The 19780-nt window shown below is 36.6% G+C and carries 20 protein-coding genes; 8 read left to right on the forward strand and 12 right to left on the reverse strand.

The features are described 5' to 3' along the window. Positions 1 to 6 precede the first annotated feature (6 nt). Both rpsI and rplM read right to left on the reverse strand, forming a co-directional pair. Positions 7 to 393, reverse strand: coding sequence for a 30S ribosomal protein S9 (gene rpsI, locus IPH66_14085; protein ID MBK7130469.1), 387 nt, complete (start codon positions 391 to 393; stop codon positions 7 to 9). Between the two features lie 17 nt (positions 394 to 410). Then, positions 411 to 866, reverse strand: a complete 456-nt coding sequence (rplM, locus tag IPH66_14090; GenBank protein MBK7130470.1) for a 50S ribosomal protein L13 — start codon at positions 864 to 866, stop codon at positions 411 to 413. Positions 867 to 1036: 170 nt separating this feature from the next. Here rplM and IPH66_14095 point away from each other — a divergent pair, with 170 nt between their 5' ends. Both IPH66_14095 and IPH66_14100 read left to right on the forward strand, forming a co-directional pair. Beyond that, entirely contained in the window at positions 1037 to 2938 is a 1902-nt protein-coding gene (locus IPH66_14095) for an amidophosphoribosyltransferase (GenBank protein MBK7130471.1), read from the forward strand. Positions 2939 to 2973: 35 nt separating this feature from the next. Next, a complete protein-coding gene (locus IPH66_14100; protein MBK7130472.1) occupies positions 2974 to 3348 on the forward strand; it encodes a hypothetical protein in 375 nt (124 codons plus the stop codon). Here IPH66_14100 and IPH66_14105 read toward each other — a convergent pair whose 3' ends face one another. The 3 genes from IPH66_14105 to recA form a co-directional block, all read right to left on the reverse strand. After that, positions 3349 to 3969, reverse strand: coding sequence for a hypothetical protein (locus IPH66_14105; GenBank protein ID MBK7130473.1), 621 nt, complete (start codon positions 3967 to 3969; stop codon positions 3349 to 3351). Then, positions 3969 to 4985 carry a tetratricopeptide repeat protein gene (locus IPH66_14110; GenBank protein MBK7130474.1) on the reverse strand — a complete coding sequence of 339 codons (1017 nt, stop codon included), beginning with the start codon at positions 4983 to 4985 and terminating at the stop codon, positions 3969 to 3971. Before IPH66_14110 ends, IPH66_14105 begins: the two co-directional genes overlap by 1 nt. A gap of 152 nt (positions 4986 to 5137) precedes the next feature. Continuing rightward, the gene (gene recA / locus IPH66_14115) at positions 5138 to 6145 is read right to left on the reverse strand and encodes a recombinase RecA (GenBank protein ID MBK7130475.1); all 1008 of its coding nucleotides are present in this window, start codon (positions 6143 to 6145) and stop codon (positions 5138 to 5140) included. A gap of 343 nt (positions 6146 to 6488) precedes the next feature. Between recA and IPH66_14120 the strand changes: the two genes are divergently transcribed. Together IPH66_14120 and IPH66_14125 are read left to right on the forward strand one after the other, a co-directional pair. Beyond that, positions 6489 to 9323 carry a PD-(D/E)XK nuclease family protein gene (locus IPH66_14120; protein MBK7130476.1) on the forward strand — a complete coding sequence of 945 codons (2835 nt, stop codon included), beginning with the start codon at positions 6489 to 6491 and terminating at the stop codon, positions 9321 to 9323. Positions 9324 to 9403: 80 nt separating this feature from the next. Then, entirely contained in the window at positions 9404 to 10483 is a 1080-nt protein-coding gene (locus tag IPH66_14125) for a cytochrome-c peroxidase (protein MBK7130477.1), read from the forward strand. Between the two features lie 4 nt (positions 10484 to 10487). Here IPH66_14125 and IPH66_14130 read toward each other — a convergent pair whose 3' ends face one another. After that, the gene (locus tag IPH66_14130) at positions 10488 to 10970 is read right to left on the reverse strand and encodes a DUF2269 family protein (protein ID MBK7130478.1); all 483 of its coding nucleotides are present in this window, start codon (positions 10968 to 10970) and stop codon (positions 10488 to 10490) included. Between the two features lie 140 nt (positions 10971 to 11110). Further along, on the reverse strand, positions 11111 to 11467 hold the full coding sequence (locus IPH66_14135) for a hypothetical protein (GenBank protein ID MBK7130479.1): 357 nt from the start codon (positions 11465 to 11467) through the stop codon (positions 11111 to 11113). Positions 11468 to 11690: 223 nt separating this feature from the next. Between IPH66_14135 and IPH66_14140 the strand changes: the two genes are divergently transcribed. Then, positions 11691 to 13007, forward strand: coding sequence for a deoxyribodipyrimidine photo-lyase (locus tag IPH66_14140; protein ID MBK7130480.1), 1317 nt, complete (start codon positions 11691 to 11693; stop codon positions 13005 to 13007). Here the strand turns inward: IPH66_14140 and IPH66_14145 are convergent. Further along, on the reverse strand, positions 13004 to 14740 hold the full coding sequence (locus IPH66_14145) for an ABC transporter ATP-binding protein (GenBank protein MBK7130481.1): 1737 nt from the start codon (positions 14738 to 14740) through the stop codon (positions 13004 to 13006). The two genes, IPH66_14140 and IPH66_14145, sit on opposite strands and share 4 nt — an antisense overlap. Before the next feature lie 127 nt (positions 14741 to 14867). Between IPH66_14145 and IPH66_14150 the strand changes: the two genes are divergently transcribed. Then, a complete protein-coding gene (locus IPH66_14150) occupies positions 14868 to 15470 on the forward strand; it encodes a YihA family ribosome biogenesis GTP-binding protein (protein ID MBK7130482.1) in 603 nt (200 codons plus the stop codon). A gap of 49 nt (positions 15471 to 15519) precedes the next feature. Here IPH66_14150 and gldC read toward each other — a convergent pair whose 3' ends face one another. Then, positions 15520 to 15864: a gliding motility protein GldC gene (gene gldC / locus IPH66_14155; protein MBK7130483.1), complete on the reverse strand. Its 345-nt coding sequence runs from the start codon at positions 15862 to 15864 to the stop codon at positions 15520 to 15522. Continuing rightward, on the reverse strand, positions 15854 to 16870 hold the full coding sequence (locus IPH66_14160) for a hypothetical protein (GenBank protein MBK7130484.1): 1017 nt from the start codon (positions 16868 to 16870) through the stop codon (positions 15854 to 15856). The genes gldC and IPH66_14160 overlap by 11 nt, the downstream gene beginning before the upstream one ends. Positions 16871 to 16918: 48 nt before the next feature. Between IPH66_14160 and IPH66_14165 the strand changes: the two genes are divergently transcribed. Continuing rightward, positions 16919 to 17776, forward strand: a complete 858-nt coding sequence (locus IPH66_14165) for an outer membrane beta-barrel protein (protein ID MBK7130485.1) — start codon at positions 16919 to 16921, stop codon at positions 17774 to 17776. A 12-nt stretch (positions 17777 to 17788) separates the two neighbouring features. Next, a complete protein-coding gene (gene nadE, locus IPH66_14170; protein MBK7130486.1) occupies positions 17789 to 18604 on the forward strand; it encodes an NAD(+) synthase in 816 nt (271 codons plus the stop codon). Positions 18605 to 18656: 52 nt separating this feature from the next. Here the strand turns inward: nadE and IPH66_14175 are convergent, their stop codons facing one another. Next, on the reverse strand, positions 18657 to 18986 hold the full coding sequence (locus IPH66_14175; GenBank protein MBK7130487.1) for a 2Fe-2S iron-sulfur cluster binding domain-containing protein: 330 nt from the start codon (positions 18984 to 18986) through the stop codon (positions 18657 to 18659). Positions 18987 to 19107: 121 nt separating this feature from the next. Further along, positions 19108 to 19770 (reverse strand): 2-C-methyl-D-erythritol 4-phosphate cytidylyltransferase, encoded by a 663-nt coding sequence (locus IPH66_14180; GenBank protein MBK7130488.1) that lies wholly within the window; start codon positions 19768 to 19770, stop codon positions 19108 to 19110. Between the last annotated feature and the right edge of the window lie 10 nt (positions 19771 to 19780).

The following is a 19780-nucleotide window of genomic DNA, read 5'->3' on the forward strand; positions in this document are numbered from 1 at the left end:
CAAAGATTAACGTTTAGAGAACTGGAATCTCTTGCGTGCTTTCTTTCTTCCTGGCTTTTTGCGCTCTACCATGCGCGGATCTCTGGTCATTAATCCGTCTGCTTTCAACATTGTTTTGAAATCAGGATTAATTTCTACCAAAGCGCGTGAAATGCCAAGGCGAACTGCTTCTGCCTGACCATTCACACCACCACCATCAACATTGATGTTTGCATCATACTGACCTAATGTTTGAGTCAGATTGAAAGGCTGATTTACTTTGTCAAGCAATACTGCTGTTGCAAAATATTCTTTAGCCTCACGGTCGTTGACAGTGATTTTCCCTGAGCCTTTAGAAAGGTATACGCGCGCAACGGCGGTCTTTCTTCTTCCTAATGTGTTGGTTACACTCATAGTTTGGTTTATACTGTTTATTTAATTGAATCTAGTTTGATAGGCTCTGGTTTTTGTGCCTCATGGGTGTGTTGTGTACCGGCAAAAACTTTCAGGTTTCTGTACAACTCACTTCCCAATTTGTTTTTTGGTAACATCCCTTTTACGGCTTTTTCTACCAGTCTTTCTGGTTTTTTTGCAAGAAACTCACGAGGGGTAGTTTCACGCTGTCCTCCAGGATATCCGGTGTGGTGAATGTAGATTTTTGTCTCCATTTTATCTCCGGTAAGAACCACTTTCTCAGCATTAATTACAACTACATTGTCACCGCAGTCAGCATTCACGGTAAAATTAGTTTTGTGTTTTCCTCTGAGAAGAAATGCTACGTTACTTGCCAAGCGGCCCAGTGTCTGTCCTTCTGCGTCAACCAGTAACCACTTTTTGGCGGCTGTTTCTTTGCTGATTGAAACTGTTTTGTAGCTAAGTGTATTCACAATTTTTGTCTTTTAATAATTAGTACTCTTTCCTATAATTCGGGGTGCAAATGTACAACGTTTAATTTTATTAACAAAGATTCAGTGGAAAATTCTTAAAATATTCCCGTATACCGTTATTTATAAGACTTTCTTAACTTTGCGCTCACAATTCAGTCAGCCACCTCATCATGAGCGACCCAATAAAGCACGAATGCGGAATAGCACTGCTCCGCCTGAAAAAACCGCTCGAATTTTATTTGCATAAATACGGCACCTTGTTTTATGGCGTCAACAAAATGTATCTGTTGATGGAAAAACAACATAACCGCGGTCAAGACGGTGCCGGTTTAGCTAATATTAAATTTGATGTTGAGCCCGGACATCGCTACATCAGTCGTTCAAGATCTGTTGATCCACAGCCAATTCAAGAAATTTTCAGACGTATCAATGCCAGATTTTTGGATATTGAAGCTAAAAATGCCGCTTATCTGCGCGATTCTGAATATATGAAGCTTAATGCAGGTTTTACAGGTGAGCTTTTTTTAGGACATTTGAGATATGGTACTTACGGCGGTAATTCAATTGAAAACTGTCACCCATTTTTGAGACAGAATAATTGGAAAACCCGCAGTCTTTTGGTTGCCGGAAATTTTAATTTAACCAATAATGATGAGTTGTTTGAACTGCTTCTCAAACTTGGTCAGCATCCAAAGGCAATGAGTGATACTGTGACAGTAATGGAAAAAATTGGTCACTTTCTGGATGAAGAAAATGATAAATTATATGCTCAGTTCAAAAATGATTCGCTCTCAAATAGAGATATCTATAATCTCATTGGACAGCATATAGATATTCAACACATACTGAAAAAATCATCTGAGGTTTGGGATGGAGGCTACGCCATGGCTGGTCTTATTGGTCATGGTGACGCATTTGTATTGAGAGATCCAAATGGAATCAGACCTGCCTTTTGGTATGAAGACGATGAAATTTGTGTTGTCGCGTCTGAGCGTCCTGCTATTCAAACTGCCTTTAATGTGCCGGCTGAAGCTATAAGATATATTCAACCTGGCCATGCTTTGATAATAAAACGCAGTGGTGAAGTTTCTGAAAAACTAATCAAAGAACCAAAGGAACAAAAACAATGTTCATTTGAGCGAATTTATTTTTCACGCCCCGGCGATTATTCAATCTATAATGAAAGAAAAGAGCTTGGCAGAAACATGGTACCTGCAACACTCAAGGCAATTAATTTTGAATTGGACAACGCCGTTTTTTCTTACATACCTAATTCGGCTGAAACTGCATTCTACGGTTTGATAAAAGGGTTAGAAGATTATCAAAACGAAGAGAAAATAAAATTGATTCGTGAGAGCGGCAATTCTCTTTCTGATGAAAAATTGAGAACTATTCTTTCACGCCGCACTAGAATAGAAAAAGTTGCCATTAAAGACACCAAACTCAGAACCTTTATCAGTCAAGATAAAGGACGTGACGACCTTGTTGCTCACGTTTATGACATTACTTATGGAACCGTTCGTCCGGGGGTTGATCATTTGGTGGTGATTGATGATTCTATAGTGAGAGGCACAACGTTGAAAAAAAGTATTTTGAGAATTCTTGATCGTTTGCAGCCAAAACAAATAGTCATTCTTTCCAGTGCTCCGCAAATACGTTATCCTGATTGTTACGGAATTGATATGGCAAGGCTGGGTGATTTTATTGCTTTTGAAGCAGCAATAGAACTTCTCAAAGAAAGTGGAATGTCTCATGTCATTGATGATGTTTATCATCGTTGTAAAGCTCAAGAGAAATTGAAGAAAGAAAGCATGGTGAATCTGGTGAAAGAAATTTATGCTCCATTTTCTGACGATCAAATTTCAGAGAAAATTTCTCAAATGCTCAGACCTGAGTCGCTGAAAGCTGAATTGAAAATAGTTTTTCAGACGGTAGAGAATTTGCATATATCGTGTCCTGAGAATAAGGGTGATTGGTATTTCACCGGAGATTACCCAACCCCGGGAGGCAATAAAGTTGTCAATAAATCTTTCATTAATTTTATTGAAGGAAAAAATGAACGAGCTTATTAAATGAAAAGTAATTGAGTAAAAATAAAATCTGACCTATGAAAAAAATTGTATTAATTCTATGTTGTTTTCTAATTGCAACACCGTTTGTGTATGCTGACCAGTTGGCTTATTTATCTAAAGAGGATGCGCAACGAGCCGCAGATTATATTGAATCTGTGAAAAAAATTGGACTTTTCTGTGGCTGCTGCGATAATCAGGAAATTGAAATAATTAAACCGAAAGGTGTAGAAGTAAAATTTACCGGTTATGAGCAGTACTATGAAGTTTATTTGCAGTACTCATACCAAGGTGAATTGAAATCAACGCCACTGGATCTTGCGTATACTTGGGTGAAAATTAAAGGTGAGTTAAAAACAGTTGGTCAGGTGCTCGGCCTTGATCATGATCCTTGCAAATCTCCTAATTGGTAATTACTGTTTGTTTGATTTTTTATCAGAAAATTTCACGATTGAAAAATCGAAACTGATCTTTAATACTAGAAAAATAGTAATAACTGCTGCGTCTGGTATTGGATGATTTTTGAGTAGTTGCGTTGCTGAAAAAACTAGTATCATCAAAAGAATGTTTTCTATCCAATGCCAGATGAAAAATCTTCTTGATTCTTTCAGTAAAAAGCGTCTTGGCACAAAAAAAGTGAACTGATCTTTCACGTAATACATCAGTAAAACAACCGGTAACAACAGCCACAGCTCTTCCGCTGCAAAAGTTTTCAGTTCGTTCGAAATATTTTGTTCTGCTGTCGGCTCAAACAAGGTGAAGTAATCAATCAAAAGATAACTCTCAAACGATAACATGGCTAGACTAGATAATGTGCTGACAATAAGAAGAAGGAAACGTGATTTATTTTCAGCTTTGGAAATGGCAGAAAATTTACGGATGAAAGAACTTTCTGATGCTATCTGATCAATAAGATAAAATGCGGCAATAATTACAAGGGTCCAATCAAAGAAAAAATATCCGGCAAGCGGTAATATAATCTCTAGCAGATACTGCTGTACAAAAGGGTTTCTTAATCGTTCCCTTAAAGTCATTATTGCAGTCTGTTTAAATTATCTTTTGCAATTTTAAAGTCAGGATTTATTTCTACCGCTTTCATGTAATTTTTTATCGCCTTTTGTTTATCTCCTTTTTTCTCAAACGCCAAACCAAGGTTGTTGAAGGCCTGATAATATAGGGGATCAAGTTCGGTGGCTTTGTTCATATAATAAACTGCGCTATCTAGATTTTCCTGAATAAGCAAATAAATATACCCCTGATTATAATAAGGGTCTGCCCAGGTTGAGTCAATATCATTCAGTGTCCGGTAACAATTTAATGCCTCTTCAATTCTATTTCTATTTTGATAAAACATTCCTTTGTTATACCAAGCTTCTATACTTTCAGGGTAAATATCTAGTGCTGAGTTATAATATTCTACCGCAGTTGAATCACCAAGCTGATCATACATTACGCCAAGTTGTACGTAGGCTGAATAATTTTCGGGATCTTGTTCAATGGCTGTTTGAAAAGATGACAAGGCTAGGTCCCAACTCTCGGTCCTACCTGTCTGTAAAAAATCACTGCGATAAATCATTCCCTTCATAAAGTAAGGGTCACTTTGATAAGGATCTAGTTGGAGTGATTTATTCAGATATGCAATTGCTGCGGCATTATTCTCAAGTAGAGCATAGAGTTTACCCATGCCGGCAAAGGCGGGAGCGTTGAGGGAGTCACGCTGAATAATAAAATCAAAATGATATTTACTTTTTTCCAGATTTAATTTCGCCATCATGATGTCGGCGTAAAGTTTATGCACTTCTAAATTGGAGGAGTCAAGTGACAAATATTTCTCAAGATCTAATTGCGCCTGATCAGCGTCTCCTTTGCGAACAAAAAATTTTGCTCTTTCAAATAATAGGAATTTGTTGTTTGGTTCTGCAGAAACTTTTTTATTAAACCAAACCAAGGAGTCGGTTATAACAGTGTCTCTGTTTTCATTTACAGGTTGGCTTTCTCCTGAGCACGAAGCCAGAAAAATGAGAACGGGGATAAATATTTTGAATTTCACAAAGACTGATTTGATTCAAATTTAGAATAATAGATTTACAAAGGTATCATTCATTGATTGAAGTGTATAAAAAAAGGAGTGCCGGAAAAAATCCAACACCCCTCTTTTGTTTGGTAGAAGTAAATCTGCCGCGCTTGTTGTAAGCCTGAAGCTTACGCGTTTTCTTTAGCTGAAAGTTCGTCAATGATTTTTTGCTCGAGCTCTTCCATCAATTCTTCATTGTCTTTGAGAATAATTTTCACAGCATCTCTGCCTTGCCCAAGTTTGGTATCGCCGTAGCTGAACCAGGAGCCGCTTTTTTTAATGACACCCAGCTCAACCCCTAAATCGACGATTTCACCCACCTTAGAAATTCCTTCTCCATACATAATATCAAATTCGGCCTTTTTGAAAGGAGGCGCAACTTTATTTTTTACAATTTTCACTTTGGTTCTGCTTCCGGTCACTTCATCTCCTTCTTTAATTTGACTGGCTCTCCTTATATCTACGCGTATAGAAGAGTAGAACTTAAGTGCGTTACCCCCCGTAGTAGTTTCAGGATTTCCAAACATAACACCGATTTTGTCGCGGAGCTGATTAATAAAAATGCAGCATGTATGTGCTTTATTAATAGAGCCTGTCAATTTTCTGAGCGCTTTGGACATCAATCTGGCTTGTAATCCCATTTGAGAATCACCCATTTCTCCTTCAATTTCAGCTTTTGGCGTTAATGCAGCAACTGAGTCAATCACTAGGATGTCTACTGCACCTGAGCGAATCAAATTGTCTGCAATTTCAAGGGCTTGCTCTCCATTGTCAGGCTGTGACACCAAGAGGTTTTCAGTATCTACCCCGAGTTTTTCGGCATAAAACCTGTCAAAGGCGTGCTCTGCATCTATAAAAGCTGCTATGCCTCCTGCCTTTTGTGCCTCTGCAATTGCGTGCAGCGCAATGGTTGTTTTACCTGATGACTCAGGACCAAATATTTCAATAATACGGCCTTTTGGAAATCCTTTCACTCCCAGTGCCAAATCAAGTGATACCGAGCCTGAAGAAATTACATCCATTTCTTCTACTGCTGAATCACCAAGTTTCATTACGGTACCTTTGCCGTAAGCTTTTTCAAGTTTGTCTAGCGTTAATTGCAACGCTTTGATTTTTTCATTGTTTACTTCTGCCATAACATTTGTTTTTTTTGTCAAAGAAATCGCCTCAGACCGTAAACTATTTACGACCCCTTTTTTTACACTATTCGATTTAACTATTTCTACACGCACAAACTTTTGATCAGAAAGCTTGTGCTTATTTTACTCTCAACACCATCGAATGATTCATTATATTTATCACTTTTACCTATCAGAGTGTTTCGTTTGATTCAATCTGTAAGACGATATATTAATCATTAACTGACACAAAACTAATCATAAAATTGATATCTGCTTAAATAACAGTCAATATTTATGAACAAATGATATTTGATTTAGTGTTTATAAATACATTAACTAGCAGTAATACAGGTGTATAATGAATAATTATTTGAAAAATATTACCGATAAAATATTTTTAATAAGCGAAAAGTCAATTGACGATATTTCAATCATTTTGCCGGGAAAACGAGCTGCTGTCTATATCCAGAAATATCTTGCTGAGCATCACACAAAACCATTATTCTTACCAGAAATTCTGACTATTGATGAGTGGATTACTTCTTATTCTGAAAAAAGAATTCTCAGTCAACACGAACTCATGTTCAGTTTTTTTGATGTGCACAAACAATTGAGTCCTTCAACCAATGAATCATTCAATGAATTCGCAAAGTGGGCCACAAATCTGCTGGCTGATTTTGACGAGGTGGATCGGAATTTGATTGATCCAAAGGCTATTTTCAGAGATTTGAGAAATATTAAGGAATTGGAACAGTGGAGTTTCTCTGACAGTGAACTCAGTAAAGGACAGCAACAATTTATGCATTTATGGGATAGTTTGCCAAAATACTATGAGAAATTGCACCACACGCTAAATGCTAACGGTGAAACAACCCGTGGTATGGTTTACAGAAATCTTGCAAATGAAATTGATCATATTAATTTTCACCGCAAGTATTTTCTTTTTGCAGGATTCAATGCGCTATCTGCAAGTGAAGAAAAAATAATCAGGCATTTGGTAAAGTATCAGTTAGCTGAATTTATTCCAGATGTTGATGAATTTTATTTTCTCAATGAGGGTCATGAGGCCGGGTATTTTTATAGAAAGATTTATAATAGTTGGAATAGCAAACCGACGTTAAGTTCTTTTTTCAAAGATGTACCAAAGGAAATTACTGTAATTGAAAGTGCTCAACAAACGGGTCAAGCACGCATTGCCGGAAAAATTCTGCACTCTTTATCAAAAATTCAAGGGCACGACATGAGTAAAACTGCCATTGTGCTTGCTGACGAATCACTATTAATTCCTTTTCTGAAATACATTCCCGATGAACTTGGGAATGTCAACGTTACGATGGGGTATCCTATAAAACTTACCCATTTTAAAAGTTTACTTGATCAGATATTTGAATTGCAATTTAGCTTTTCCAAATTTTCCAATTCAAAGTTATATCACAGAAATCTTCTTAGGATTTTAGATCACGCATTTATACGCGCGATGATTAAAAAACAAGAGAAGGTTCAGGAAATTGAAGAAGAAATTAAAGCCAAAAACAAAGTATTTATAGATTGGATTGAAGTTGGGCAAACTTTGCCTGAACTTGAGCCCTTGTCTAATGTATTCAAATATTGGAGTGATTGCGTTAATGATGGATTTAAAGCTATGCGTGAATTGGTATCTTGCTTGTATCATCATTTCAAAAAAATATCATCTGCACATCTTGAACTTGAAATTTTGTATCACTTCATGGTGGCGGTTAAAAAATTTGAGCAAATTCATGTTAAGTATCCTCATGAATTAGATTTAAAAACTTTCAGAAAAATTATGTTTCAGTTTTGGCAACAAGATTCGTTGTCATTTCTAGGTAACCCAATTGAAGGTTTGCAGATTATGGGAATACTTGAAACGAGGCTGATTGATTTTGATACGCTAATTATTCTAGGTATGAATGAAGGTCAGATGCCACAAGTTGGAATCAGTAATTCCATGATTCCGTATGACCTTCGCAACTTTCATGGATTGCCAACTGAAGAAGAACGTCAAGCGATTTACGCACACCATTTTTATCGTTTATTGCAGCGTGCAAAAACGGTGTACATGACTTACAACAGTTCAGCTGATGGCATAGGTAATTCAGAAAAAAGCCGATACATTGAGCAAATGAAAAATGAACTCATTACGCTACCAGGTTATATGTATCATGAATATACCTATAGTTCTGAAGATTCAGGCGCTAATATTAACATGCCTCAATATGCTTCAGTGAATTCAGTGCATGAAAAACTTGATCATTATTTTACAAACAAGGGCTTATCGCCTTCTGCGCTGAACAAACTAATTAGTTGTCCGTTGGATTTTTATTACCGGTATATTTTAGAAATGAAAGAGGATAGTGGGGTAGAGGAAAATATTGAATCATCAACTTTTGGTACAAAAATTCATAAGGTGCTTGAAAATATTTTTAGAAAACACTTTTTGGAAACAGGGCAACCACTCAGCGCAAAAATTCTGAAAGATGAGAAAAAAAATCTGTCATCGTATTTATGGAATGAATATGTTTTAGAGAATGCAGATGAGCCGGGAAAAGTGTTGTTTGAGGCAGAGGAATTGAAATATGGGCAGAATAAATTATCGTATGAAATTTCACTTGGTTTTTTAGAGCGATTTATTGACAGACAAATTATAGAAATTGAACAATCAAATGATCCAATTTTTATTCAGCATCTTGAGCACCATCTTGAAACCACAATAGAAATTGATACTGTTTTAGGAAAAAAATCAATCAGATTGATAGGTAATGCAGATCGCATTGATCGGATTAATCAAACTACTCGAATTATTGATTACAAAAGTGGAAAATGTGACCGAGAGAAAGTTAATTTTCCGGACAATTATTTGGATCAAGATCAGATGTTCAAATTATTTGAAGGTTCAAAAAGATCCTATGCCAGACAATTGTTGATGTACGCTGTACTATTCGAAAATAATGGTTCAGTGAGGACACCATTCTCTGCCGGAATTATCAGCATGATTAATCTTTCATCTTGGTTGCAGTTTGTTAAAAGTACAAGTGCTGAAGATGGAATTATTTCTCATGAAATGTTGAAATTATTTAAAGATGAATTAGGCAGACAAATTGCTTTATTGTATGATCCGAATTTTATTTTTAGTCATCATGCAGACTCTGCATTTTGTGAGCATTGCAATAAATAAAATTGCAGCACCATTATTATCAACTGAAGTAAATGATGCAGATCATTTTTTGTTTTCTCTAAAATGCTGATCTTGCCAGAATGAAAGTTACTGCACTCGTTATCTTTATCGGTCTTTTTCTTCTTTCTTGTCGTAAGGATAAACATTATCCAGTAACCATGCATGAGCAGTGGGGAGAATACAATCCACAGCCGTATAATTTTCCTGTGGCATTTGAAAATTTTCCGGCGGTACCTGAACCTGACTGGAATAAAACTACTGTAGAAGGAGCATATCTGGGAAGAAAATTATATTATGATACAATTCTTTCAATGAATGGTAGATCTTGTTCAACGTGTCATCATCAAGAAGAAGGATTCACTTCCGGCATTCCGGGTCCAAATGGCATGAGCATTCCTCCGCATGTAAATCTAGCATGGAACAGCAATTATGGTTGGCTGGGAGATACGCATGCTTTGGACAGTGTGGCCCTTGCTGATTTGGCTGAAGGAAATATTTTTCTGAACGCAAATAATGATAGCATTTTATCCCGATTAAGCAGACATGATGAATATCCAAAATTATTTTGGCAAGCATTCGGAATTGAAATAATAAAATTAACTACTGATGAAAGAAAAAAATATATCAGCTACGCACTTGCACAATTCATGCGAACCCAAATTTCATACAATTCAAAATTTGATAAATACCTGCGTGGAGAAGTGAGTTTGACCTCGGATGAAATTGCCGGATTTTCATTATTCATGGATGAAAATGGAGGAGACTGTTTTCATTGTCATGGAAGTTCAAGTAATCCCATGTGGCGTGATAATTTGATGCATAATAATGGGTTGAATTCTACATTCAGTGGTAATGATTTAGGGTTGTTCAATATTACCGGAAATACGTCAGATATTGGAAAATTTAGAACACCAACCTTGCGCAATATTGAACTGACAGCGCCTTATATGCATGATGGTCGTTACGCTACACTTGAAGAGGTAGTTGAATTTTATAGTACCGGTCTACAGCATTCGGTTTATATTGATCCGTTGATGAAAAAAGTGGATGATGGAGGGGTACTGTTAAATCCGGTTGAAAAAACGCAAATGGTGGCCTTTCTGAAAACACTTACGGATGATACATTTACCAGTAACCCTGAGCTAAGTAAACCAGAATAATGATTCACCAAATTCCACGGGCGGCATTGATCATCAATAGAAAAATCACAGTGATAACCACCATTCCAAGCCGGGGAACAATTTTTAATTTAATGTGAAAATCAGCCATTGCATTGGGATCTTTTTCTTGAATGTATCCAAGTTTTCTGGCAAGCTTATGTTCTATAAAAAAATGGAAGATAGCTAACACAGTTGCCATAATTCCACCGACTAAAATTGATAATCCCCATCTGCCTGCAAACAATCTGGACAAATCATCACCTGTCACCAAATAAACAAGGGCTACACCGGTAATTAGAGCGAGCACTGCCAATATAGATGCCATTTTAAAAACTGCCGGAAATACTTTGGCAAAATATTCACTTCGTACCTGATCATTCATTTTTTCAGCAGCCGGAATAATGATGAAATTTATTACTGCAATTTCACCAATCCAGAATGCGCCGGACAAAACGTGAATAGTTCGTATCAAATTGAGAAATTCCATGTTGGTAGATTAGTGGTGTCAAAGTTATTGCAGAATAAAAAAGAGGCAAATACCTTGTTTGAGGTATTTACTGTTTTGGTTTGCTGAAGTCAAACAATATAGCCAAACTGTTAATTCTTATAAAGGAATAAAATATCTCATCACGCTTGAAAGATGATTTCACCTTCAAATGTGATTCTTTCAACCCAACCGGCTGCTCCACTTTGTCCAATAGATTCACTGAATAATCCGTAGGTAATGGTAACCGTTTTGCCTTCATATTTATTTTTCAGTATTTCAAATTCACGCGCCGGTATGAGCAGAAAAAGAGTTCCTTTTTTAGCCGGAATTCGAATGCCGGTATCAACGGCTTCCATACATTCATTGGGATTATCAGAGCCATTATAGGTTATAGATTCAGATCTAAATAGGGTTTCTATCGTAATTAATTCTTGCTGGCTGATTACAGATTGGTTGAGAATTATCAGAGTAAAAAGTATAAATCCGGATTTTTGCATAACTCAAAATTTGTAGATTATATCTTGATCTGTTGTTAGATACAAATCAAAGTCAAGATAGTTCATTTTATTGAATTTATAAAGATTCTTTTTAAAAGAACTCAGAAATAAATCATGTGCTTGATAAAAGTTTTATTGAACGGAGATACTATTGAAAATTGAAGGAACTTTTGCAGAACAATTTCTCTCAAAATTTGTTGATTAGTAATGAAAGAAAATTTATATGAGTGAATCATTGGTTGTATTTTGGTTTAGAAGGGATTTAAGATTGCATGATAATGTAGGATTGAATGCCGCTTTAAATTCTGGCAAACTTGTTTTACCTATCTTCATTTTTGATGATCAAATTTTAAAAAATATTGACCAAGATGATGCCCGGTTAAATTTCATCTATGACCAATTGCAGAAAATTAATGATCAATTAGTAAATTATGGTTCTGCCCTTGAGATATTAAAGGGAAACCCTGTTGATGTATGGAAAGATATCACAGATAAATATAGAGTAACTCAGGTTTATTTTAATCATGATTATGAACCGTATGCAATACAAAGAGATTATGAAGTAGAGGTTTTATTATGCAGCAAATCAATTGGTGTACATGCGTTTAAAGATCATGTTATTTTTGAGAAGGATGAAGTTGTAAAACCAGACCGTTTCCCTTATACAGTTTATACCCCGTATAAAAATAAGTGGTTAGAGAAATTTGAAACCATAAAGGAAGAATTGCAAGAAAAAAAAACTCACACAAAAACAAATTATTTATGCCGCATTTCAATTTTCCCTTCACGAGAAGAATTGGGGATTAAAAACTCAGCTATACGAGTACCAGAATTTGATCTAACTAAAATTAAGAATTACAAAAAATATCGTGATTTTCCGTTTCCTGATAATACTAGCCATGTTGGTCCGCATTTGAGATTTGGAACTATTAGCGTGAGAGAATTAGCATTGCGCGCAATACAAATTGATGAGGTGTATTTGTCGGAAATAATCTGGCGTGATTTTTTTATTCAGATACTATATCATTTTCCATATGTTACTGAATGGAGTTTTAAAAAACAATACGAATTTATACGGTGGGAAAACCGGACAGATCATTTTGAAAAATGGTGCAGCGGAGAAACAGGATATCCAATTGTTGATGCGGGTATGAGGCAACTCAATGCCACGGGTACTATGCACAACAGAGTGCGTATGGTATGCGCAAGTTTTCTTGTAAAACATTTATTAATTGATTGGAGATGGGGTGAAGCATATTTTGCAGAAAAATTGCTTGATTTTGAACTTGCATCAAATAATGGAAACTGGCAATGGGCTGCCGGTTGCGGATGTGATGCAGCTCCTTATTTCAGGGTGTTTAATCCATCAATTCAGCAAGAAAGATTTGACCCTGAATTGAATTATATCCGCACATGGATTCCCGGCTATGAATCGTCCAATTATATTAAGCCCATAGTTGAACATAATTTTGCCCGAGAAAGAGCTATTCAAAGATTCAAAGACGGACTTCACGAAGCAGGCATGAATAATCAAAATTAGATTCTGCTTTGATACGTGTACAAATTGTAATATCTCCCTTCTGCGCTGATCAATTCATCATGCGTGCCGCGTTCTGCAATCAATCCTTGTTCAATTACTAAAATTTGACTTGCCTGGCGAATGGTACTCAACCGGTGGGCAATTACAAATGTGGTTCTACCCTTCATCAATTCTGATAAACTTTTCTGAATGAGAGATTCACTTTCAGTATCTAATGACGAAGTAGCTTCATCAAGAATTAAAATTTTAGGATCAGCAAGAATAGCGCGCGCAATAGCAATACGTTGACGTTGTCCGCCTGATAATTTTACTCCGCGTTCTCCAATTACTGTGTCTAGTCCCAACTCAAACCGATCAGTAAATTCATTGACATAAGCTGCCTTTACGGCATGCTGCAGTTGTTCTTCTGTAGCTTCAGGACGTGGAAATAAAATGTTTTCACGAATGGTTCCTTCAAACAAAAAATCATCTTGTAATACAACACCTAAAAAACGTCTATAGGAAGAAAGATTTACTTGAGTGATATCCATTCCGTCAATGGTAATTTTTCCTGCGTGTGGTTGTAAAAAAGTTGCTGCCAAACCGGCAATGGTTGACTTGCCTGAACCACTTGTACCAACCAGTGCAGTTACTGATCCTGAAGGAGCGGAAAATGAAACTCCATGCAACACTTCTTTACCTTGTTCATAAGAAAATTTCACATTGTCAAATTCAATATCACCCTTCATTGAATTAATTTGAAGTGTTCTCGTTTCATCATCATTTTCAGGTGCTGCATTCATGATTTCAGCCGTGCGGTCTAAACCTGCAAATGCTTCAGTTAATTGAGATCCGATATTGCTCATTTGCACGATGGGCGCAATCATAAAACCTAACAATACCGTGAAAGAAATAAATTCACCATTGGTCATTTGACCTTCCATGATTAAAAATCCGCCTATACCCATTATGGTAACAGACCCAACGCCTAAAAGAAATGTGGCAAGACTTGTGACCATAGACGTTGCTGTTAAACTACTTTTTACATTTTCAAAAAGCTGATCCGTGCCGCGTTGAAAAATTTTATTTTCTTGTTCTTCTGCGTTGAATCCTTTGATTACTCTAACACCCGATATTGTCTCTGTTAAGCGCCCTGTGACATCTGCATTTATTTTTCCACGCTCTTTGAATATGGGTCTTATTTTTCCAAAAGCTTTCATGGCAATAAACGCAAAAACAGCAATTGGAATCAAGGTTGAAATGGTCATGATCCAATTCATTTTAAGTAACCAGATCAAAGCAGCAACGGCCGTTATTGAACCTCCAATAAGTTGTACGAATCCGGTGCCTACTAAATTTCTTACCCCTTCAACATCTGTCATTATGCGTGATACCAATGCGCCTGACTTGTTATTGTCAAAAAAACTCACCGGCAGGGTAAGTACTTTTTTTTGCACTTTCACGCGTAATTCAGAGATGAGATGCTGCGCTTCAACACTCAACAGTTTAGTAAGCCAGAACGATGTGATTGCTTGAACTCCCAAAGAAATGATTACAGCACCTAATACAATTTTCATCAGATAAAAATCTTTGAGCGGAACTATTTCGTCAATTAATACTTGGGTAGAATAGGGTAGTACCAAACTGGCACCGCGACTGACAAGAATAAGGAGTAATCCAACGGCAAGAATTTTTTTGCGTGGCCAGATAATATCTTTGAAAACCTGTTTAAGAGAAATTTTCTTTTTTGACATATTGAATAAATCAGGGTTAGTTGATGATGTGATGACGAATAGAAGTGCATAATATTTTAAATAGGATTCAAATAGTATGAAAGAGTGAATCCATAAGGCATTGCTAATAATTTGTATCTTTGAAAACATGAAAATTAATAGTGCAGAATTTGTTATCAGTAATACAGATTACAAACGTTGCCCAAATCCAACACGGCCTGAATATGCTTTCATTGGAAGATCCAATGTTGGTAAATCATCGCTTATCAATATGCTGTGTAACAGAAAATCGTTGGCCAAAACATCTTCAACACCTGGAAAAACGCAATTAATCAATCATTACTTGATTAATGAACAATGGTTTTTAGTTGACTTACCCGGTTATGGCTATGCCCGAGTTGGCAAATCACTCAGTAAAAGCTGGCAAAAATTTATTACAGATTATCTTCAGCATCGTGAGAATTTGATGAACGTTTATGTTCTTATAGACAGCCGACATCCAACCCAAAAAATTGATCAAGAATTTATGCGTTGGTTAGGTGAACATCAAATTCCTTTCAGCATTATTTTCACCAAGACAGATAAATTGAAACCCCATGAGAGATCAGTTGTGCCAGAGAAATGCAAAAAAGAAATGCTCACATATTGGGAGGAGATGCCAACGCATTTTATGAGTTCAGCAGAAAAGGCCGTAGGCAGAGATGAAATCCTTGCTCACATTGCAGAAATAAACACCTATTTCCAGGGCTGAAAATGCACCTGAAAACAATTTATTTTGGTCTGAAAATAGCTTATCTGAACTAACTTTTAGGAGGCAGAATACCCATTTTTTCAGCAAAGTGCTGACAATAATCTCTCAAATCCTCTGCAATGTTGCGTTCACCTGTGGCGCGCTCAAAAGTGTCAGACATGGTGAGAAGCGTTTGGTGAAAAAACTTTTTCATTTCATCAATGGTCATTTCCTGATTCCAAATATCAATGCGCATTGCGGTATGTGTCTTGCCATCCCACAAAGACAGAAGCATGGCTTTTGCTTCAGCATCTTTAATATCTCCTTCGTCTGCATTCCAGATTATTTTTTCAGGGATATGATTTTCATTGGTTGTTACATCAACCCGTATTTGAGAGTTTTTTTTATTGCTCATTTTCTCTTGGTTTATATGCTTTTAAAATTTTTCCTTCGTTTGTTTCTTTGATTAATTCTTCTACTGTGACTTCAGGATTTTTCTCCATGTATTGTTGCACAATCCGCCAACCAATAAATTGTCCAATTCTTCCGGGAGAACCCTCCATGTCAACCGTTGTTGGCGCTTCTTCAAAGTAACGCAATTTTACCTTTGCATCAGTTGAGTAAATATAATCCATATCTACCAAAAACTGCCAGATGTTGAATTCACTTGCCAAAGCCCATTCATATTCTTCAGTTGTATATCTCAATAAATAAGAATCTTCAGTATCCGGAATCATGGCAGAAACTAGGTATCTTAATTTGCCATAATAAATTGCGCTTGACAAAAAAGTTTCACCTTGATCTTCACCCAGCACGTTTGAAATAACCCAGCTGTGACAAATATCTACAAGCAAATACTCTTTGCTCATTTTTTGTTTCATGAATTGCGGAAAACCAATTTTTTGAATTATCCGGTTTTCATTTCCCAAATACATTTCAAGCCCAATTCCAATATATTTATCCGTTGAGACAACACCATAATTAAATGCTGAATTCCAAGTAATCACTTTTTCAGGAATTTTGTTTTCAGGCAGATGATATTTAAAATGCTTAAACGCTTCAATGATTTGTTCTTGTTCAGTTTGAAAATCACCAAAAGTAGCGTTGATATCATCAATGACCATGTTCATCATGCTGTCTGATACAAAATAGAAAAGATAAACACCAATGGAGTCATCGTGCACATTACCTGAGCGTAACATTTCCCACACGTAAAATTCATATAGTTCCCCGGCAGAGGCTAAACACTCATCATTAATTTTCTTCATTTCAACAGGTGAACCTGCGGCAAACATTTTTTGATCAAATCGTTCAAAGGCAATGTTGGCTTCAATGTCAGATACATCAACGTCTAGCGGGTCACCGGCGCATGAGGCAAAAAGTAGAATGATGGAGATAAATAAGTAAAATCTGCTGAACATTTGTGAGGAATTTAGTATTATTGCTATCAATTAATAAACTACTAAGGTATGAAAAAGTTACTCTCTCTGGTTTTGTTAACAGGGGTTGCGCTGGGTTCACAAGCTCAGGATAAAAAATTCCAAATTGGTCTCGTGATGGGAACAACCGTTAACTGGACAAAAATACAAACAACTCAACTTGAAAAAAATGGGTTAGGAAAAGATTTTACAATTGGCGTTGGAGGAAACTTCATGTTTAATGAAAACGTTGGTATTGCGTCAGGCGTGCAGTTTGATATGGGTAATTTTTCACTAAATTACGGTTCTGATGCCAGTGTTAATTTAGGCGATGTATATTACGCTTATCATGATACTGAAATTAAAATGTATAAAGATGGTGCGGTTGAAGATGCGGTTGACACATCAGCTTTTCAATTGCTTACCCGCACATATCGCACAAAATATATTACTGTCCCTTTCTTTCTGAAATTTCAAACCAGTTTGATTGGTCAATTCAAATATTATGGAAAATTTGGTCTGAGAACTAGTTTCCTAGGTTCAGTGAGAATGGATGATCTTGGACGTGATGCGTATTATGATGCGGTTACAAAAGAATTTACTACCAACGCCCCTATCTCTGAAAGAACTATGGAGAACATGAAACCTGTTGGATTGAAAAAAGAACTTTCTCCGGTAAAAATGGCTATTGGTGTTTACGCCGGAGCTGAATGGAATTTTACGGGGAATACCTTTTTATATGCTGAACTTGGATTTAATTATGGTATTATTCCACAACTCTACCCTACCTCAAGTACTCTGGTAGATAAAGTAGAAACAACCACGGCTGGTGTTTACAACTATTCTAATCTGGAAATAGATAATAACCCACAGCACATGATTGAATTCAAAGTGGGCTTATTATTCTAAAAAACACTTGTCTTGAACGCAAAAAAGACAGCAGAATACATCACGAATTGGCTTAAAGATTACGCCATTCGTGCAAACGCAAAAGGATATATAATAGGAATTAGCGGCGGAATAGATTCCGCCGTTACTTCTTTATTGTGTGCCCAAACCGGCTTGTCTACTCATTGTCTTGAGATGGCAATACACCAAAATCAGGCTGAGGTAAACCGTGGTTTAGAACATATCGCATGGCTTGAAAAAAAATTCCCCAATGTGAGTCATCAACAAATTAATCTCACTGAAAGCTTTGATACTTTGTGCGGCGTATTGCCTGAAAAAACTACCTCACACGGATTATCCATGGCAAACACACGCGCTCGCTTGAGAATGCTTACGTTGTACGCCGTTGGTCAATCTAAAGGTTTGTTAGTTGCAGGAACCGGAAATAAAGTTGAAGATTTTGGCGTAGGTTTTTACACAAAATATGGTGATGGAGGAGTAGACGTTTCGCCCATTGCTGATTTGAAAAAAACAGAAGTGTATGAAATTGCCAAGGCCTACGATATTATTCAGTCAATTCAATCAGCTGCTCCAACTGATGGTTTGTGGAAAGACGAAAGAACGGATGAAGGTCAGTTAGGCGCAACGTATCCTGAATTAGAATGGGCAATGGACTTTTATCTTTTAAAACCACATTTATTGTCAGGTGAATTGCTTGATTCAGAAATTTCAGCATATTCAGTAAGACAAAAGGAGGTGCTAAAAATTTACCGCAATTTCAACCGAGCAAATCAACATAAAATGATCCCAATTCCGGTATGTATAATACCTGATTTTGTAAAGGAATAATTTCAATCAATATCTTCTACTGAAGAGCAATATTCTGCGTTTTTGAAAATGCTTAATTCCCTTCAGGGGCAAGCCTCACAACAATACCATCAATAATAGGTGTCACCGGAATCTGACAACCAAGGCGGCTGTTGGATTTCACGTAGAAAGCTTCATCCAGCATGGCAGCTTCAGCATCAGATAGGTCTGGTAAATGCGTGCTGGATTCAACATAACACTGGCAAGTTGCACACATGGCCATTCCGCCGCATCTACCTTCAACAGGCAATTCATGCATGCGACAAACTTCCATCAGGTTTAGGCTGATGTCAATGGGTGCATTTAATACGTGGGTATTACCCTCCCTGTCTATTACATTGACAATGATTTCATCTTTGTTCATTAGTTGTCCAGATTAATGATATGCAAATTTATTTTGAATTTTTATTCATACCAATAGTGTAACAACGAAAGATGCTTTTTTGTTTGTAAGCAAGAAATAAATATTTGCAGTATGAGGCTAATTATTCAAGAAATGCGGCAGAAATTTTCAAATCAGCGGGGCGTGTGATTTTAATGTTTTCAACCTCACCCTGTACTAATGATACCTTGACTCCGTGAGCTTCAAGAACAGAGGCATCGTCAGTAAATAAACGTGAATATGGTTGCTGATAAGCCTCTTTTAGTAAATCGGTTTTAAAACATTGGGGAGTTTGTACAATTCTGAAATCTTCACGATTAACAACAAATGACATCTCATTTTCAATTTTTCTGAGAGATTCACTAACAGGCACCACAGGAATGGCTGTTCCGGTTTCCAGTGCTGTATTGAAACAATGCTGAATTAATTGAGGGCTTATTATTGGACGCACAGCATCTTGCACGGCTACGTAAGGTTTTGTGACTTCACGCAAACCATTTTGTATTGAGAAAAAGCGTTCATCACCACCAACAACTACTTTGTGATTTGCGGTGAAAAAATATTTTTGACATAATTCTTCCCAATAATTTATCCAATCTTCAGGCAAAACAATGATCAACTCTAATTCTGCATCAAAAGCAAGAAATTTTTCAATGGTGTGCAGAATAATAGGTTTGTTGTGTATGAGATGAAATTGTTTAGGTATATCACCGCCCATTCTGCGTCCAATACCACCGGCAGAAATTATAAGAGACCAATTACTCATAGTTTCACTA

Source organism: Crocinitomicaceae bacterium, from assembly GCA_016708105.1.
GTDB lineage: Bacteria > Bacteroidota > Bacteroidia > Flavobacteriales_D > Crocinitomicaceae > JADJGJ01.

What these genes read in the sequence shown, in the direction of transcription:
- rpsI (MBK7130469.1), bottom strand. Translation starts at nt 393, where the DNA reads ATGAGTGTAACCAACACATTAGGAAGAAGAAAGACCGCCGTTGCGCGC.
- IPH66_14095 (MBK7130471.1), top strand. Translation starts at nt 1,037, where the DNA reads ATGAGCGACCCAATAAAGCACGAATGCGGAATAGCACTGCTCCGCCTG.
- IPH66_14100 (MBK7130472.1), top strand. Translation starts at nt 2,974, where the DNA reads ATGAAAAAAATTGTATTAATTCTATGTTGTTTTCTAATTGCAACACCG.
- IPH66_14105 (MBK7130473.1), bottom strand. Translation starts at nt 3,969, where the DNA reads ATGACTTTAAGGGAACGATTAAGAAACCCTTTTGTACAGCAGTATCTG.
- recA (MBK7130475.1), bottom strand. Translation starts at nt 6,145, where the DNA reads ATGGCAGAAGTAAACAATGAAAAAATCAAAGCGTTGCAATTAACGCTA.
- IPH66_14120 (MBK7130476.1), top strand. Translation starts at nt 6,489, where the DNA reads ATGAATAATTATTTGAAAAATATTACCGATAAAATATTTTTAATAAGC.
- IPH66_14125 (MBK7130477.1), top strand. Translation starts at nt 9,404, where the DNA reads ATGAAAGTTACTGCACTCGTTATCTTTATCGGTCTTTTTCTTCTTTCT.
- IPH66_14130 (MBK7130478.1), bottom strand. Translation starts at nt 10,970, where the DNA reads ATGGAATTTCTCAATTTGATACGAACTATTCACGTTTTGTCCGGCGCA.
- IPH66_14135 (MBK7130479.1), bottom strand. Translation starts at nt 11,467, where the DNA reads ATGCAAAAATCCGGATTTATACTTTTTACTCTGATAATTCTCAACCAA.
- IPH66_14140 (MBK7130480.1), top strand. Translation starts at nt 11,691, where the DNA reads ATGAGTGAATCATTGGTTGTATTTTGGTTTAGAAGGGATTTAAGATTG.
- IPH66_14145 (MBK7130481.1), bottom strand. Translation starts at nt 14,740, where the DNA reads ATGTCAAAAAAGAAAATTTCTCTTAAACAGGTTTTCAAAGATATTATC.
- IPH66_14150 (MBK7130482.1), top strand. Translation starts at nt 14,868, where the DNA reads ATGAAAATTAATAGTGCAGAATTTGTTATCAGTAATACAGATTACAAA.
- gldC (MBK7130483.1), bottom strand. Translation starts at nt 15,864, where the DNA reads ATGAGCAATAAAAAAAACTCTCAAATACGGGTTGATGTAACAACCAAT.
- IPH66_14160 (MBK7130484.1), bottom strand. Translation starts at nt 16,870, where the DNA reads ATGTTCAGCAGATTTTACTTATTTATCTCCATCATTCTACTTTTTGCC.
- IPH66_14165 (MBK7130485.1), top strand. Translation starts at nt 16,919, where the DNA reads ATGAAAAAGTTACTCTCTCTGGTTTTGTTAACAGGGGTTGCGCTGGGT.
- IPH66_14175 (MBK7130487.1), bottom strand. Translation starts at nt 18,986, where the DNA reads ATGAACAAAGATGAAATCATTGTCAATGTAATAGACAGGGAGGGTAAT.
- IPH66_14180 (MBK7130488.1), bottom strand. Translation starts at nt 19,770, where the DNA reads ATGAGTAATTGGTCTCTTATAATTTCTGCCGGTGGTATTGGACGCAGA.